15 protein-coding genes are annotated in these 17,371 nt (G+C 43.2%); 10 read left to right on the forward strand and 5 right to left on the reverse strand.

Going from position 1 to position 17,371, the window contains the following annotated elements; all coding sequences use genetic code 11:
* The first annotated feature begins 357 nt into the window (after nt 1–357).
* Together M5U24_RS05190 and M5U24_RS05195 are read left to right on the forward strand one after the other, a co-directional pair.
* Nucleotides 358–1,833, forward strand: a complete 1,476-nt coding sequence (locus M5U24_RS05190) for a DHH family phosphoesterase (protein ID WP_099324973.1) — start codon at nt 358–360, stop codon at nt 1,831–1,833.
* Between the two features lie 35 nt (nt 1,834–1,868).
* A complete protein-coding gene (locus tag M5U24_RS05195) occupies nt 1,869–2,717 on the forward strand; it encodes a hypothetical protein (RefSeq protein WP_099324974.1) in 849 nt (282 codons plus the stop codon).
* 343 nt (nt 2,718–3,060) lie between these two features.
* On the opposite strand, the gene M5U24_RS05200 is transcribed toward M5U24_RS05195, so the two are convergent.
* The 4 genes from M5U24_RS05200 to M5U24_RS05215 all read right to left on the reverse strand — a co-directional run bounded on the left by M5U24_RS05200 (nt 3,061) and on the right by M5U24_RS05215 (nt 8,597).
* Nucleotides 3,061–3,543: a hypothetical protein gene (locus tag M5U24_RS05200; protein ID WP_295100932.1), complete on the reverse strand. Its 483-nt coding sequence runs from the start codon at nt 3,541–3,543 to the stop codon at nt 3,061–3,063.
* 128 nt (nt 3,544–3,671) lie between these two features.
* Entirely contained in the window at nt 3,672–5,684 is a 2,013-nt protein-coding gene (gene tkt / locus M5U24_RS05205) for a transketolase (protein WP_099324976.1), read from the reverse strand.
* Between the two features lies 1 nt (nt 5,685).
* The gene (gene proC / locus M5U24_RS05210) at nt 5,686–6,501 is read right to left on the reverse strand and encodes a pyrroline-5-carboxylate reductase (protein WP_099324977.1); all 816 of its coding nucleotides are present in this window, start codon (nt 6,499–6,501) and stop codon (nt 5,686–5,688) included.
* A gap of 539 nt (nt 6,502–7,040) precedes the next feature.
* Nucleotides 7,041–8,597: a hypothetical protein gene (locus M5U24_RS05215; protein ID WP_099323647.1), complete on the reverse strand. Its 1,557-nt coding sequence runs from the start codon at nt 8,595–8,597 to the stop codon at nt 7,041–7,043.
* 207 nt (nt 8,598–8,804) lie between these two features.
* On the opposite strand from M5U24_RS05215, the gene grpE reads away from it, so the two are divergent.
* The 3 genes from grpE to M5U24_RS05230 all read left to right on the forward strand — a co-directional run bounded on the left by grpE (nt 8,805) and on the right by M5U24_RS05230 (nt 13,410).
* Complete coding sequence (gene grpE, locus M5U24_RS05220; RefSeq protein WP_099324978.1) at nt 8,805–9,419, forward strand: nucleotide exchange factor GrpE; 615 nt, start codon at nt 8,805–8,807, stop codon at nt 9,417–9,419.
* A gap of 98 nt (nt 9,420–9,517) precedes the next feature.
* Nucleotides 9,518–11,119 carry an Hsp70 family protein gene (locus tag M5U24_RS05225; RefSeq protein ID WP_157820493.1) on the forward strand — a complete coding sequence of 534 codons (1,602 nt, stop codon included), beginning with the start codon at nt 9,518–9,520 and terminating at the stop codon, nt 11,117–11,119.
* Between the two features lie 686 nt (nt 11,120–11,805).
* Nucleotides 11,806–13,410: a PDZ domain-containing protein gene (locus M5U24_RS05230; protein WP_099324980.1), complete on the forward strand. Its 1,605-nt coding sequence runs from the start codon at nt 11,806–11,808 to the stop codon at nt 13,408–13,410.
* A 162-nt stretch (nt 13,411–13,572) separates the two neighbouring features.
* Here M5U24_RS05230 and M5U24_RS05235 read toward each other — a convergent pair whose 3' ends face one another.
* Entirely contained in the window at nt 13,573–13,782 is a 210-nt protein-coding gene (locus tag M5U24_RS05235) for a hypothetical protein (protein WP_099324981.1), read from the reverse strand.
* A gap of 862 nt (nt 13,783–14,644) precedes the next feature.
* On the opposite strand from M5U24_RS05235, the gene M5U24_RS05240 reads away from it, so the two are divergent.
* From M5U24_RS05240 to M5U24_RS05260, 5 genes are all read left to right on the forward strand, one after another.
* Nucleotides 14,645–14,833 (forward strand): ferredoxin, encoded by a 189-nt coding sequence (locus M5U24_RS05240; RefSeq protein WP_099324982.1) that lies wholly within the window; start codon nt 14,645–14,647, stop codon nt 14,831–14,833.
* A 120-nt stretch (nt 14,834–14,953) separates the two neighbouring features.
* Nucleotides 14,954–15,298 carry a DUF488 family protein gene (locus M5U24_RS05245; RefSeq protein WP_099324983.1) on the forward strand — a complete coding sequence of 115 codons (345 nt, stop codon included), beginning with the start codon at nt 14,954–14,956 and terminating at the stop codon, nt 15,296–15,298.
* A complete protein-coding gene (locus tag M5U24_RS05250; protein WP_099324984.1) occupies nt 15,295–15,480 on the forward strand; it encodes a hypothetical protein in 186 nt (61 codons plus the stop codon). Before M5U24_RS05245 ends, M5U24_RS05250 begins: the two co-directional genes overlap by 4 nt.
* Before the next feature lie 4 nt (nt 15,481–15,484).
* Entirely contained in the window at nt 15,485–17,149 is a 1,665-nt protein-coding gene (locus M5U24_RS05255) for a multiheme c-type cytochrome (RefSeq protein WP_099324985.1), read from the forward strand.
* A gap of 120 nt (nt 17,150–17,269) precedes the next feature.
* The coding region (locus M5U24_RS05260) for a DUF2024 family protein (protein WP_298201793.1) at nt 17,270–17,371 on the forward strand (102 nt) is incomplete at its 3' end.

A 17,371-nucleotide genomic window follows, 5' to 3' on the forward strand; every position in this document is an offset into this window, starting at 1 on the left:
TATTCAAGGCAAAACTAGTGTATAATTTCAGCAAAACAAGTATTTTGCCCCCTTGTTTTTATTGTAACCTCAATATTTGTAAAAGGTTAAATTTATTGTCCGTTGTTTTTAATGTTGACTTGAAAAAAACATATTCGTATAATTGGCTAACGTTTTGTTGAATTATCAGGATAGTGTCCGGTAAAAAAATTTTTTACCGGACTCGCTTTTTTTACAATCCCCTTGTTCCTCCCCCTTGTTCACTCACGTCTGCCATGCCCGGCATGGATAGAGGCAGGTTTTCTTACGAGGGATTTTGCTGCTTGCTTACTGCGTTGCGTTATGAAATAGGATTCAATCTTTTAAGGAAATAAAATTATGTATATAATCCTTGGTTGCGATTGTGTTGCTAGGGCGTTGGTTAAAAATTTAAGCAAATCCGGTGAAGAGGAAATACTTGTAATAGACAAGGATGAACAGGCCTTAAATGCCTTAAAAGAATTTAATATCACCACGATAACCGCAGATATTTATGACTACAACTTCAGTTCTTTGCCGGGGAAAGACCCCGTAGCCTTTATTATTTTACAAAAAAATCCTAAAGAAAACCTTGCCTTAATAAAACGCATCAAGGAATTATTCCCTGATAAATTTGTTTTAACGCAAGTGACAGACGATAAAGAATCCTCTGAATCAATGGCTGCCGGAGCCGACCGTGCTGTTGAATCCGTCAGGATACTTTCGGATGCGATTCTCAATGAACTGGAATCTGCAAAACTAAGAAGGTCTGCCTCGAAACTGGTTAAAGTTCTCCGGGAGGCAACGAATAACGGATTGGCTATTTTTTTACAGAACAATCCCGACCCCGATGCTATTGCCTCCGGGCTTGCGCTCAAACGTATTGCCGGGGAATACGGCATTAAATCAAAGATTTATTATGGGGGGAACATTGGCCATCAGGAAAATAAGGCGCTGGTCAATTTGTTGCAAACAGACCTTATCAGACTCAATACTCCCGACGAATCGCTAAGTATTATTAACTCTGTTGATAAAATAGCGTTAATAGAAGCCTCTATACCTTCGAAAAATAATATATTGCCGCCCGATACGAACGTTCATGTCATTATAGATCATCACCAAACGGATATTAGCCTTGTAAAAGGGGAATTTGTTGAAATAATGCCTGGTATTGGCGCCAATTCTTCCATTATGACAAGGTATTTAAGGTATCTGGGAATAGCGCCGGACGTTCCGCTTGCGACCGCACTTCGCTATGGTATAAGAGTAGATACCAGTGGATTTACAAGGAACACAACCACTGAAGACCTTGACGCGGCAGCCTATCTTTCTCCATTGGTAGATGTGGGGCTCTTAAACCAAATTGAAAATCCCCCCATGAGCGCAGAAACGATGGATATCATTGGAAGAGCAATAAGAAACCGTGAAGTACGAGGGGCATACTTAACCTCATTCGTAGAATTCATAACCGACCGCGATGCGCTACCGCAGGCAGCCGAACTGATGCTGCAAATGGAAGGTATTTCTACGGTGCTCGTCTTCGGCATTGACAAAGACAAGGTCCAGTTATCGGCGAGGAGTGTGGATTCCAGGATCAATCTCGCGTCATTATTGCAAAAAGCATTTGGCTTTATGAACGCGGGTGGGCATGCTACCATGGCTGCAGGCTGTATTGAACTTGGCATATTTGGAGATGTTACAGATAAAAGATCGCTTTCGAAAATCACTTTTGATGCTGTCAGAAAGAAGTTTTTCTCTGCCGCCGGAGTGGATATAGAGAAGAGAGAAATACCGGATGATCTGGAATCGATAATGAATTATAGCGTGAAAGATTAGTTATCTTTAATTTGTTAAAAAGGAGAAAAAAAGGAATGAAAAAGGGCTATTTAGTGGTTGCCGCGTTAATAGGCATGTCGTTTTCCCTCGCATCTTGCGTTTCCACGCAAACACAGGTGGAAGAAGAGGCGCCGGAAGTAAAGATAGAAGTTGTGCCTTATGACGCTCCTGCGGTAGAAACGGCGGAACCTGTTGCTGAACCAGTGGAAATAGAAGGGATCGTTGAAGAGGAAGAAATAACGGAAGTGGCTCCTGCGGAAGAAACAGTAGAAGCTGTTCCGGAACCGGTAGAAGCAGAAACAATAGAAGAAGCGGCAGAACCTTTAGGGGTTAAAGTACCGGAAGAAGATGTTGTGACAGAGGAGAAGAAAGAAGAAGTCGTGACAGAAACACCTTCTGCCGCAAAAACGGAGGTGTCTGCTGCAAAAACAAGCACCTGTTCCATATGTGGCAAAGTCGTGGGAGAAAATCATATATGCGGCATTACTACCTATTGCAGTCAATGCGGAAGGGAAGCAGGTTCCGGGCATATTTGCGGCACAACGCAATTTTGCCATGAATGCGTCGAAGAAGTTGGACCTAATCATATCTGTGATTTGACATTTTTTTGTCCCGATTGCAAAAAAGAGGTGGGAGATGGGCATATTTGCAACGTAACAACACTTTGTCTGAACTGCGAGGAGGAAGTAGGCGCTGGACATATTTGTGATTTAACGTATTATTGTTACGAGTGTGAAAAAGAAGTCGGGGATGAACACATTTGCGGCCTTACCCATTTCTGCTATGCCTGCAAGGAGGAGGTGGGCGAGGGTCACAAGTGCGGTGTAACGTATTTTTGTTTTGAATGCGAAAAGGAAGTAAGTAAGGACCACAAGCACGAGTAAATACAAATATAAATGGATTTCGGAGACTCCGTATTGCGCTTAATGTATCAAGTGCAATACGGAGGTACCTTCCCATAAGCATTAAGTTGTTTTTGATATTTTTTAAATGGACTCCAATAACTAATATCGAACAAGGAATATCGAATTATGAAGTTTTCTTATACTTCGATATTCGTTATTCATTAGCTTCTATTTGCGTGTATCGCGGTTAATAAAATAACCGCCAATGAACGCTAATAAACGTGCATATGGAAATTTTATAAGAGGAACCCTTCCCCAGGTCATCGATCCAATCCAGCGCCTTTCATTGACAAATCGCAATTAACCTATACCCGATAAGCAATCACTTTTCAATGATGAGTAACAATCCGCAGTCAGGGCATTCTTTCGTATCAGCACGAATACTATAACCGCAAGCAGGGCATCTTCCCTGCGATTCCCAGTCTTGAGAGGCCTTGATTTCAGGATACTTTTGTGTATGGAATTCCTCAATACAGTTATGTGCGGCGAGAGCATTCCCTTTTGTTGTCAAGAGAAGATACCGGCATCCACACTTTCCCGTACTACAGCCAGGGGCTAAGACAATTTTAGAAAAAAGCCCTTTTCTTAAAAGTAAATCCGATAACTCACGAACGCTTTCTCTCCCTTCTTCCCTGATGGTGACCAATTCATCGTGGTGAGACGCGGGAATGTCCGGCTTTTTCTTTCTTTCTTTTTCAACCTCTTCCGGCATTATCAGGAGAACTCCGCAGTCGGCGCATAAAGAAATATGCGCATAATACTCGGATTCGCATTTTGGGCAAATTTTTACATTTTCAGTAGTCATGAACAATTAACCAAAAAACACTATTACAAAAAGTCTCTGCCAGTTTAAATTATACATAGAGCGATAACGCCGCAATCAATGGGATTTTAACCGCAAAGCACACGCGCGTACACAAAGTTCGTCAATGTTTATATACCCCACTTTTTTTCAATCTCATTTAAAATATTTTTTGTGGTAAATCCAAAGTGTTCTGCCAGGGCCTTTGCGGGAGCAGATGCACCAAAGTGGTCAATTCCGATGATAAGGCCATTGATGCCAGTAAATTCATGCCAGATTCCTTTTGCCGCTGCTTCAATGGAGACACGCCTTGTACATGACGGTGGAAGGATATTGTCTTTATATGCCTCCGGGTTGTTCCTGAATAATTCTAAACAAGGAAAGCTTACGAGACGTGCAGCAACGCCCTTTTCCTGCAGTTTTAGTGTTGCTTCAAGGGCGATTGATACCTCGGACCCAGACGCCATGAGGATTATATCCGGAGTACCCATGGAATCCTTTAGTATGTAGGCGCCGTGTTTTAATCCCTCTGACGAAGGATACACAGAGCGGTCAATAACCGGAATATTCTGGCGGGTAAGTATCAGTGCTGTTGGACCGTTTTTGTGATTCAGCGCCGTTATCCAGGCCGCAGCCGTTTCGGTTGCGTCCGAAGGCCTTATTGTCAACAGGTTTGGAATAAGCCTCAAGGAGGGTAGCTGTTCAATCGGCTGATGCGTTGGGCCGTCTTCTCCGAGAAATATGCTGTCATGGGTAAATACATAAATTACCTGAAGCTTCATCAACGCAGCAAGCCGGATAGAAGGTCTCATGTAGTCGGAAAATATCAGAAACGTGGAACCATGGGGAATAATGCCGCCATAAAGCGCCATGCCGTTGAGAACAGCGCCCATGGCGTGTTCTCTAACCCCGAAGTGGATATTTTTTCCAATAAATGAATTTTTGTTGATGGCAGGCGACCCCTTAATAAACGTTTTAGTGGAGGGGTTAAGATCGGCAGAGCCGCCGATGAAGGACGGTATTTGCTGTGCAATTATCTGCATCATATCTCCGGAAGCAGCCCTTGTTGCGACTGAATCTTTTTTGATGGTCTCAAGCAGCTTAGATTCAAGGTTGTCCGGGATAGCTTTATTCATATAAGCATTCCACTCTCCGGAAAAATCCGGATCCTCTTTTAAGCGGGTATGAAAGGCATTTTGCCAGTTTTCGTAAACATCTTTTAACTCTTTTACGCGGCTAGCGCATAGTTGCCTTACTTCATCAGGAACGTAAAAAGCCGGGTTTTTTGACCAGCCGATATTTTCCTTTGTTAATGCAAGTTCTTTTTCTCCAAGCGGCTCCCCGTGAGCGGACGCATTGTTCTGCTTATTCGGACTCCCTTTTCCAATATGGGTTGTCGCGATAATAAGAGAGGGTCTTTCTTTTTCATTTTGAGCAGATTGTATGGCATTCGCAATTTCATTATGATTGTGCCCGTCAATTTTAAAAACCTTCCATGAGTATGCTTCAAAACGTTTTGCCACGTCTTCTGTAAAAGCAAGTGAGGTGTTTCCCTCTATCGTGATGTGGTTGTTGTCGTAAAGGTAGATAATGTTGGAAAGCCCAAGATGCCCCGCAATGGAAGCAGCCTCGGAGGAAATTCCTTCCATCAGATCTCCATCGCTTACAACCCCGTAAATGGTGTGACCGATAATTTTTTTGCCAACTTTATTAAACCGTGCCGCAAGCAAACGTTCTGCTATTGCCATTCCAACGCCATTTGCAAATCCTTGCCCCAAAGGGCCTGTAGTGACTTCCACGCCAGGGGTATGGCCGTATTCCGGATGTCCCGGTGTTTTACTGTTAAGCTGCCGGAATTGTTTTATTTCATCCAGCGACAGGTCATATCCATAGAGGTGCAATAAGGAATAGAGCAGCATAGAACCATGGCCTGCGGAAAGGATAAACCGGTCCCGGTTGGGCCAATTCGGGTCTTCCGGATTAAATTGTAAAAACTGTGTCCAAAGAACAAACGCAACATCCGCACACCCCATAGGCAATCCCGGATGCCCTGATTGCGCCTTTTCAACTGCGTCGGCGGAAAGCATTTTTAATGTATTGACTGCAAGTTCTGCTGTTTCTTTTTGTATGGCGCTTATTTTCATGTTATAATAATTCTCCCAATTTTTTAGATTTTAAAGCGGCGGCTTCTACTGCATTTATGACAGCGGCACGTAATCCGCCATCTTCTAATTTGCTCACACCTTCAATAGTTGTTCCTGCAGGCGAGGTGACGGCGTCCTTTAACTGTGCGGGATGTTGCCCGGTTTCCAGCACCATTTTTGCTGCGCCCAATGCTGTCTGCGCCGCAAGGGCCGTTGCTATTTCTCTTGGAAGTCCCATTTTTACCCCGCCGTCTGATAATGCCTCAATAAACATATACACATAGGCAGGCCCGCTCCCGCTTACCCCTGTAACTGCATCCAAATATTTTTCCTCAAGTTGAAAAACCTTTCCGACGGCATTAAATATCGCGTGCGCCAATTTCTTATCACCTTCCGTTGTATGTTTCCCTGGTGCAAAGGCCGTCGCCGAAGAGGCAATCAGGCATGGTGTATTAGGCATGACCCTGATAACACGAACGTTTTCTCTGAGTTTTGATTCAATAAAATGCAGGGGAATGCCTGCAGCGATGGATATGATTAAATGACGGGGAGTTATGTCGTTTTTTATATTCTCAAGCGCTTCACCGATAATTTGCGGTTTCACCGCGAGGATAATAACGTCTGCAAAGGCGGCAATATCATGATTGTCTTGTGTAGTTTGGACGCCAATTTCTTCTTTTAATAAACGGCATCGCTCTGCAAGGACATCGCTAACAATAATGTTGCTGCCGGCGCTAAGGCCTGCCCTGATAATGCCTTTGCAAAGCGCCTCCGCCATCTTACCGCCGCCGATAAAGCCGAACTTTTCTTTTAACATTACGCATTTCCTGAATAATTTAATTTTTGAAACACCTTAGTGTGTTTGAGGAGATTGTTTTATTCCCGCTATCTGGAGAAAAAAATAAGGGATTAATTTTCACCCGTGGATTATATCGCAGAATAAAAAAAGGTCAAGGATGGATTGCCCGATACTGCATGAGGATGAAAAGTCGATTTCACACACCTGAAAATACCTTTTATCCGCAGATATAGGTAGAGTCGCGCAGATAAAAAACTTCTTGCAACACTTTGGTCTTTCGAAAAACATATTACCGATAGGCTCCGCAGGAGCGACCTGTCTCACTGTCAATCATATGCAGGCCGATGCCAGGAGTAAAGACTTGACCCTTTTCATGGTTTCTTGTTGATATATGTGTTTTGAGGTGATATAACTCTTTATAAACCAATGCTTAATGTCTTACTTTTTGGCTTCCCGTTCCCTATAGTATTACCCTGTAAAAACTTCTTTTTTTGTAAGTTTTCCTTCGTGTTCTTTGTACTACTATCCATCAATTTCTTGTTTTTTATGCGTGTTTTTCATGCCGCCATTTCCGTAAGTGCTTTAATATCAAGGGCTGAAGCGGTCATCAGTGAACAAGAGAACTTCTGGCCTTTCTCCGTCAAAACATAGCGGTTGGCCCTCGGAACTTTGCGGATTAGACCGTGTGCCCGCAGCATCTTTATCCGTCGGGTCGTTCGTCCGGAATATTTCTTTTGCTGATCCTTGCCGGATTGTTCGGATTCCCGGTAAAGCCACTTACGCAAATCATGGTTGCGGAATCCATTTATCGCGTTTTCGCCTTTGGACAGGAACATCAGCATCTGGTAATCATCCTGCTGCCAGGGATTCAAACCTCGATACCTCTTGCCCTCTTTGACAACCTTGTTACAAGCGCTGCTCACCACTTCTTTCAGTTTCTCCTCTACCTGAGCCGCCGCCAAAGCATCCCCATAACGATCATTGCATTGTTGGCTCACCTCACACCGTCGATGAAGATCGCTTACGCCCTTACGCATCTTCTGCCATGACGCCGGTTTGCCTTCATCATCATTGGGACTCCGAAAGACCTTAAAGTCCCGCGTATTATTGATCGTTGTCTCAATACGCAAGAGACTACCGCTCTTGTTATACATCTTCACTGAATTATAATTCACACTGTGCTTGACCCGTATACCTTCATAGCGTCTTCGATAGTCGCTGATAACCTCATCAGGGGCAGCGCCTGCAAGGTTACGCCTACCCAAATACTTCATCACCGAAGAACTGTCGCAAACCCGCATCGCATGATGAACAAACGATGGAAACAACTCCTCCAATGCCTCAACCGATTTAAACATGATGTCCGTCGCCCACTCCGTCTCATCCGCAGACCAGTAATACTCCGGTTCCAACGGACGAAGAATCTGCGACAATGCCGGGCAACTGCCCAACGCAAGCCCGTTCAGCAGCTTCGCCCAGTCAGTCTTAAGCTGCTCATGGAGCAGAACCTGCGCAGCCGCAATATCCTCTATACGCACAAAACAGTTGCCGTCCTTAACATAATCAATACCTTGCTTCTGAAGTTGCCGCTCCAGCCAATGACGACCATTGAGACAAATGAAAATATTAAACGGCGCCCAACTCTGGATACGAACATGACCAAAACCAAACACTGGATCGTTAAAATAATGATACACAAAGACACACTTGCGGGGCGCCATTACCAACTCGAGCTTCTTGCTGGCCTTGTTGCCCTTGACCATCGGCGCAATACAAGGCTCTACCACACTCAACAGGCAGATGGAACCTTCCGTAATCCTCTTATCCGCCGCGATCTGGCGAGCCAACTTCTCCTTATCAACACCGCTGCTCATCAAATACCGCACCTCGATACCCAAATCTTTCGCCCGCGATTCACAACTGTCTCGCACCTGTGCCGTAAGCCCATTGACCCAACCGGAAAAATCCTTAAGCAGAATTCTCGCTTGGTTCATGAATGTTCCCATCCCACGCTCACTGGCCAACCACCGCAATGTCCCGCGAAAACGAATCCTGTCCAGACCGCTTATTGCACCCACGATCCTGTCTCGATATAATTCCATCAACTTATTCATAAGTAGTGTCCTCCAAATTGTCTGATTACTATTTACGAGGATACTACTATACTTTATAATAAACTAAAAATCACCTTTTTGGTTGCGGCCAAAGGCCGCGCTAGGCCCTTTGTGGTTAAAGGACAGACGCACGGCCGGTGCGTCTCTACATTTTGGTTGCGGCTTTGCTGCGATATGAAATAAAATGCATGAAAAGAGGGAGTATGATTGAAAGGTATTGAAAAACCGATTACACCTGAAGATACAGAAAATGGCAATCCGATGAAACAGCAGGGCGAGATGAAACATTCCGGGAAAAAGGGTACAGAACAAACCACCATTACAGAAATGCTTGCATCCCACAACGTTTTATTGGAAGAAGTGAAATCACTGATTGAAACCCGCCTGTCTTACGACGAAACAAAAGAAAAGACCATTGAGAAACTCCACGAAGAACTGAAACTCTATCGTGACAATTTCATTTCCCAGTCGCAAAAACCTATTTTCATTGACCTGATTATGCTTTATGATGATTTCATGCAGGTACTCTCGGTTTTCGAAGAGAAGCAGGATATGACAAAGGATGATATTGCAGCAATGAGGCATAATATGCATACGATAAAGGAAGGGCTTCTGGAAATTCTGTATCGTAGAGAGGTAACACTGTATCACAAACATCCGGATTTTCTTGATTATAAACTTCACAAAACGATAGGTACGGTACCAACCAGCATAGAAAGCGAAAATAACCAGGTGGCGAAGATTGTAAAACCGGGTTTTTGCTGGAACGGCAAGACGCTAAGGCCTGAGGAAGTAATAATAAAGAAATATCGTAAAGAATGATGCAGCGTACGGCACGCATCTTTGCCGGTGGAAAGTACCCGTGTCGGTTTTTCTGAAAAACGATGCTCTGGAAAAAACAAAAACAGGAGAAGAGAACTATGTCGCCTAAAAAAACAACCGTAGTGGGAATTGATCTGGGCACTACTTTTTCAGCCATTGCGCACATTAATGAGGACACCGGCAAAGCAGAGATTATTCCCAGTCCCGAACAAGACCGTATCACGCCTTCTGTGGTCCTTATTGAAAAGGTGAATGATATTATTGTAGGAGAAATAGCAAAACAGAATGCTGTAGCGGAACCAAACAAGGTCGTTGAGTTTGTAAAAAGACAAATGGGAAAACCAAAAGAAGATAAAAAGGATGAGCAGGGGAATATACTGGTAAAGGGCTGGTGTTTTGAGCATGAGGGGAAAAAGTACAGCGCCCAGGAAATTTCGGCGTTTATCCTGAAAAAACTGAAAAATGACGCCGAAGAGCGGCTGGGAACAATGATAACAGATGCGGTAATTACATGTCCGGCCTATTTTGGGGATCCCGAGAGGGCTGCAACCAAAGAGGCTGGCGTCATTGCGGGATTTAACGTGTTGGCGGTAATTGACGAACCGGTGGCCGCCGCGCTTTCTTATGGACTCGATAAACTCAAACAGGATCAAAATGTCTTTGTCTTTGACCTTGGCGGTGGAACATTTGACGTGGTTATCCTTGAAATCAAAGGCGGAAAAATACGGGAGGTGGTGGTTAATGGCGACCACTTGCTTGGTGGCAAGGACTGGGATGATGAAATCATCCGGTATGCATCAAAGATTTTTAAGGAAAAATACGGAACATACCCGCTGGATGATCTTTCAGCGTATCAGGATTTGCAATTACGCGCAATTAAGGCAAAAGAAGAACTCACAAAACGCGAAAAGACAAAGATTATGTGCGTGCACGCGGGAAATACCCTCCTGGTAGAATTGACCAGAGATACGTTTGAAGAAATTACAAAATATCTCATTGACCGTTGCAAGGTATTATGCGGAATAGCGCTGAGCGATGCAAACATGACGTGGCAAGACGTCGGGGCGGTTCTCCTGGTGGGCGGTTCTACAAGAATGCCCATGATAAGGAATATGATTGCAGAAATAAGCGGAAAAACGCCCAGCGATGAACTAAACCCTGATGAATGCGTAGCCCTTGGCGCTGCCTGGCACGCCGCAATGTTAAGTATTTCCAGCGGCGATATGCCCGTTGAAGTGGTGAAGAGGCTCGCCGGAGTGGAAGTGCAAAAAGTCGCTTCACATAATCTGGGCATCATCGCATTGGACGGAGATGGGAATGAGCGGAATTTTCTAATGATACCAAGGTTTACTCCCCTGCCGTTTGAAAAAAAGGATATTTTTAAAACACTCACCGACAACCAGACTTCCATTCTTCTGCGGATTATGGAAGGCGGAATTATGGGAGAAAACGATACATGCGACCCCCTGGACTGCAATATGATCGCGCAAGGTTCGATACGGGATATCCCCCCTTCACCAAAAGGCAGCCCCATCGAGGTGGCCTATAAATACAATGATATTGGAATACTGGAGGTGCACGGTATTCATCTCCCATCAGGAAAAGAGGTAGTTATAACAGTGGAGCATACCGGCGGTCTGACTGCCCAGGAAATAAAAGCTGCAACTATGAACATTGAAAAAGCCTCAATAACAAGTTAACACCGATGCACCTAACTTCTCAATAAGTTGAGGTAGACAACCCACTCGCTTCCTTTGTTAATGGTAAATTACGCAAGATTAACCCTGCGTTGGGTGCATTCCCGATTTTTTGTATATTTTCACATATTTTGTTTTTTTACAAAGAATTGTAATACTTTAGTCCTATGAAAAAAACCGCTCGTTCCCAAGCTCCGGCTTGGGAACGGGATTGTTTGAGAAGCTCCAGCTTCGAATGGAAAAGGGAATGAACCCATTATGTTAGCTTGGAGGCTTTTCAGTATGTTACCCAAGATATTTGGAAACCTCTTTTGAATCGAATAATACACGAAGCTTCGCTTACCGGCTAAATGGAAGCTAGAGCTTCCAACGCAATTACGTTCCCAAGCCGGACAGACTGGGTCAAATGAACTTTGTTGTCTCAAAAGTGGGGGCAACTCCTCGCATTATGCCTGTTTTAGACCCTATTTAGTGCTGTTTTACCATTAAAGTGGAGAATGCCTGTCGTAAAATAGGATAAAATTGTTCATTTGACCCAGTCTGCGGAGCTTGGGAACGAGCATTTTTGTTTTTCAAAAATCTAAACTGTTACAAAAAATCAGGAATGCTCCTCCCTGCGTTTATGCGGTTGATTTCGTGGTTGTTTGTCCATTTAAAACAGAACTTTTCAACAAACAGAAAAACAAGCCATGGCTACGTCGTTTGATCCTGATAAATATTTCCACAACAATGAATGGAAAAGCGCCATCGACCCTTCTAAAAACCACTATGAACGTTTGGGATTAAGGTTCGGCGAAAATTATTCCGCCCAAAATATAACAAAATCTTTTCAGCAAAGATATGACTGGTGGCGCGAAGCGAACAAACGATACAACACAAACCCCGCCAACACGAAAACAAAAGAAACAGGGCCCGCCTCTGCCGAAGCAATGGGAAAACTGCAGGAGGCGTATGTAGTATTGACCAATCCTTCAAAAAAATCAGCATACGACAAACAACTCTCAACCGACAGCGGTAAAAAGGCAGGAGAAGAATTTAAAAAAATGATTCATATTGTTGCAAGCGACAACGCGCTCACGCAGGAGGGGAAAAAGATACTTCTTAATTACGCTGATACCCTGGGACTTAGCCAGGCAACAGCTTCCGATATGATAACAACAGAAACAGACAAGATGGGGGTGAGGCAACATCAACCATCTTCTCATTCAAGGCCAATTATTGTCGTCAGACAGTCCGGCACTTCTCAACAACCTGAGCTCCCAAACTATTATGCTCTTTTGGAAATAGACGCAACTGCCGGAGAGCATGAAATTCTGGAAGCATATAAAAGAAAAGTGTCTCTTTGGGAAAGCCTGAGTTCAAACCCAAAATTCAGGGACTTTGCCCTGCGAAGAATAGGTACCTTGCGGGAGGCCGTTGATATACTCCTCAATCATGACCGGCGAAGGAGATATGACTATGAATTATTTGGCAAAGGGAAAAAACCTGTCCGGAAAGCCTCGCAAGGAAAAAACAAAACCATAACGGCTGTCCTTGGCGGTGTAGCAATGGTAACTGTGGCGGCAATGATTGCCGTTGTTTTAAACAAGGGCAAGAATTTTCCTCCGGCAATAGTTGCCCCCGAGCCGTATATTTCCAAAAACAAGGACATGCATGATGTTTTGGTGCAGGAAGATGTATCTCCATTTTATAAGGGGTGGCTGGGCGCAACAATCCAGGAGATTGACCCTGCACTGGCGGAGGCTTTTGGTGTTGACATTACAGAAGGAGTCATTGTGACGGAGGCACTGGGTAACTCTCCCGCGGAATCCGCAGGACTCCGGAGCGGTGATATCATTGTTGAGTTTGACGGGACGAAGTTGCGGCACGCAAATCACCTGAATTTCATGGTGGAACAAACAGGAGCAGGGAAGCATGTTGCGATGAGAATCATACGAGACCGCAAAGAAATGGAGCTAAATGTGATTCTTGGCGAACGACCAACTGTACTCTATTCTGCTACGTCACCGGAAACGATACCTCCCGAAAAGAACATTGGCATAATGGTACAAAACGTATCCGAAAATGAAAACGGGGGTGAGGGGGTATTGGTTATTGATGTGCAACCGGAAAGCGCGGCTGCAAAATATAATATAGAAAAAGGTGATATCATTACGGAAATAAATAGAAATAAAATTTCAAATGTCGCTGAATTTATAAGGGCATTGATCTCTGCTGATGCCGATGAAAAAATACTCCTGCATATAAAGAAAAGCGATATTTCGCTTTATCTTACCATCGATCCTGCGGAATAATAGTATAAGGAGGATAAGAAAATTTCACAATTCTAAATTCCTACGCTGGTATATGCTCAATCAGGTTGAAACCACGGGTTTCAGCTTCCGGAAATTATCATTAATTCTGTCTGTCAAATCAGGTAAGATAGTATTTCAAGTTGAACTAAAAACTTACGGATTTTAGCTTTGAACCCAGTAAATGAATCGAATACCTTTGCTTTTGCCGAAAAGGAGTACAACGCTTGCCAGGCACGGCTCGATATCTTTTGTACCCAGAAAAGAGTGGTGTTTTAAAGCAACACAATCTTTTCTGCGATTGCCTATGTGTTCGCAAACAGGAATTGCCGGATAACGCCCCGGTTTTTCGGGTAATACGTTTTTATTTTCCATAAATAAGTCCTTTTTAAAAAAAATGGTTGTTGTTTTCGTTCCGCTTTCAGTATCATTATTGTCTCATAAGCTTCCTGTTTTTGGTATTTGAAACTCAAGCCAGAGGCCTGCGTTACTTTGCAAGATATTTCTGAATTATAGTCAAACAAATAAGGTTTTCGAAAAATTTACACCCCCCCGGCCCCTCTTTTTAGAGGGGAGATGAGAAGTCCCCTCTATCAAGAGGGGATTTAGGGGTGTGTTTGATAGTATGCTTAGTCAAATAAATCTATTTTTCAGAAAGCCATTTTATCGCCAAATTTCTAAAATCATATTTATTTGGCTATAACTCAATAACCATGAAAAAAGAATTTGTTCTCAATACTAACACTTTGGTTATGAAAAAAAACGGCTTGTTCCCAAGCTCCGGCTTGAGAACGGGGTTGTTTGAGAAGCTCCGGCTTCGAATGTAAAAGGGAATGAACCCATGACAGCTTGCAGGTTTTTCAGTATGTTACCCCTGACCTTCGCAATTCTATGGCAGATAAACCGCTAAACCAGTCAATTCAGGGGAAGCACAAAATAGGTCTGCACACTGTAAGCCATTTTGGTAAATTAACACTTAAAATCAATGGTTACATAGAGATACCTGCCAGAAAATAGCAATTTCCGGAATCGAATTGCAAAAGTCGGGTTACCGATGATATTTGAAGACCTCTTTTGAACCAAATAATTATTGCTAAATGGAAGCAAGAGCCTCCAATGCAATTGTGTTCCCAAGCCGGAGCTTGGGCACGAGCATTTCTGCTTTTCCAAAAATCTAAACCGTTACCAATTTAATTGTTTTTTCGAAATGAAAGAGGAATAAAAAAGGAGGCAATCTATGAAGGCAAAGGTGGATCAAGATATGTGTATCGGTTGCGCTTTATGTACTCAAATCTGTCCCGAAGTTTTTAAAATGGAAGATGACAAGGCAGTAGCATATGTTGCTATTGTTCCTAAAGAGGACGAAGATGCCTGTAAAGAGGCGGCAGGTGAATGTCCTGTCACTGCGATAATAATAGAAGAATAAGAGAATTTAAGCAGAGGGGCGGGGAAATCTTGAAAATCAGGAACGGGCTAACGGTTGTTATTGTTGTAAAACTAAACAGGATTATTTATAGTGTGAAGTGAAGGAAGGTTTAAATTTGCCATGTTTAAAATAAAACGGGTTTATGAAAAACCAGATGAAGGCGATGGGATAAGGGTATTGATTGATCGCCTATGGCCGCGGGGTCTCAAAAAAGAAGAGGCTAAAATCGACCATTGGATGAAAGAAATCAGTCCCAGTGATACGCTCCGTAAATGGTTTGCTCATAAAGAGGATCGGTGGCAGGAGTTTGAAAGCCGTTATATGAAAGAGTTGAAAGATAAAAACGACCTCTTGAAACAATTGATAGATTTGGGGAAAAAGGAAAAGGTTACTTTACTATATGCTGCCAAAGATGAGGGACGAAATAATGCACAAGTACTTTTGGAGGTGTTGAAAAAGAAATGAGTTGGGATTGTCCACATCAAAAAAAAGATGAATGTGTAAGATTAAAGAAATTATGCCTGCCATTGCAGAAAGGGTGTGTGCTGGAGGGAAGGGTACAATATATAGACTATCAACCGGATAAGAGAGAAGAAGTGTCAAATATTAAATATTTTAAAAAGCTAATTCCCAAAAAAGAGGATTAAACACATGTGCAACAAAACAAACCTGCTAAAGATTTTTAATATGTTTTTATTCCTGGGGTTGTCAGTTTTTAGCGTCGTATGTACTGAGGCTAATGAGTTACACAGAGATGACCAGGCATTGACCGGGGACTTTTCACATTTACCGAAGAAAGCTGTTGAAGTTGAAGAGCAATACCCACCAGATGTAAAGCCAGGTCCGGTAATAACCGCTGCGAATAAAATATGCGTCGAATGCCATAAAAACCAGACGCCTGCTCTGGTAATGGAATGGGAGCGATCACTGCATGCTCAAAAAGCGGTAGGGTGTGTTGATTGTCACAAGGCTAATGAAGGAGAAATAGACGCCTGGCAGCATATGGGAGCTTTGATTTCTACATTAGTTACTCCCAAAGACTGCTCAAATTGCCACGCAACTGAGTATAAAGAGTTTTCCAGAAGTCATCATGCAAAAGCCGGAGAGATCTTAGATAGCCTTGATAATGTGCTTGCAGAGAAGGTTATTGGCCTTCCGGACAATAATGCCGATGCCGTTAACGGTTGTTTGCAATGTCACGGAAGCATAATAAGATTTATGCGTAATGATGCGGGTGAAATATTGCGGGAAGGAGGAAAGCCGGTAATTGACCCTGATACATGGCCAAACAGTGGAATAGGCCGGTTAAATCCGGATGGTTCAAAAGGTTCGTGCCACGCATGCCATTCGAGACATTCATTTGAGGCAAAATTGTCCAGAGCGCCTGAAAATTGTGGTAAGTGCCACATGGGGCCCGACCATCCTCAAATGGAAATTTATAGAGAATCAAAGCATGGAATTGCATATACCGCCAATATTGATCACATGGCGCTGGATAAAGAAGGTGATTGGGTGTTGGGAAAGGATTACTCCGCAGCTCCGACGTGTACCACCTGCCATATCAGCAGCTATATGACATCGGAAGGACAGCATACCGCCAGCAACCATGATGTTGGAGAGCGAATTAGCTGGACACTTCGGCCGGTCGTCAGTACAAAGATAAATTTGGTGATATATGAAGATGGTTTTAAAGAAGATTATCCCGATACACGGAAATTGCCTGAGATTGGTGAAAGGGTTCAGGTGACTGAAAAAATCGTGCAGGAGGAAACGTTGGTTAATAAAATCGTCTCAAAACGTGTTGATAAAATTGTAACATGGCAGGAACGGCGTGAAAAAATGAAGGGCGTGTGTAGAAATTGCCATAACCATACTCATGTCGACAATTTTTACCACCAATTCGATAGTCTTGTGAACCTCTACAACGAAAAATTTGCGAAACCTGCACAGGCAATGATGACTGCGCTGGCTGAGGATGAAGTCTTAAATCCAAATGCACCATTTGAACATGAAGTACAATGGGTTTTCTGGGAATTGTGGCACCATGAAGGCAGAAGAGCGCGGCATGGAGCAAGCATGATGGGTCCTGATTATACTCACTGGCATGGCATGTATGAGGTGGCAAAACACTATTATATGAAGTTTTTACCTGCCGTAATTAAGGCCGCTGCCCAAAAGAGTGATGATATGAAGATAAAATACGAACAAAAAATTGAGAAATTGTTGGAACAAAAAGAACACTTGTGGATGAAGGGCCTTTCGGAAGAAGAAACAGAAGTATTAAAAGCTACCTATAAAAATCGTTATAATGAATAAAAATGTAAATATAGTATATCTCAAAACAATAATTGGTGGAATGAGGATCACAGATATGCTTGTTGGTGATCGTCTCTCTGAAATCTGTTAATTTAATTCTAAAAGAAGAAAGGGAAATCTATGAAAGTATCTGTCTATGACACACACGTAGTGAAGAAAAACGGGCTGACAATGCATTTTGATATTATCGTCCCTGATGATCAGACACATGAAAAGGTTCTT

It is taken from the genome of Candidatus Kuenenia sp. (assembly GCF_027493735.1).
GTDB classification, from domain to species: Bacteria; Planctomycetota; Brocadiia; order Brocadiales; family Brocadiaceae; genus Kuenenia; species Kuenenia stuttgartiensis_A.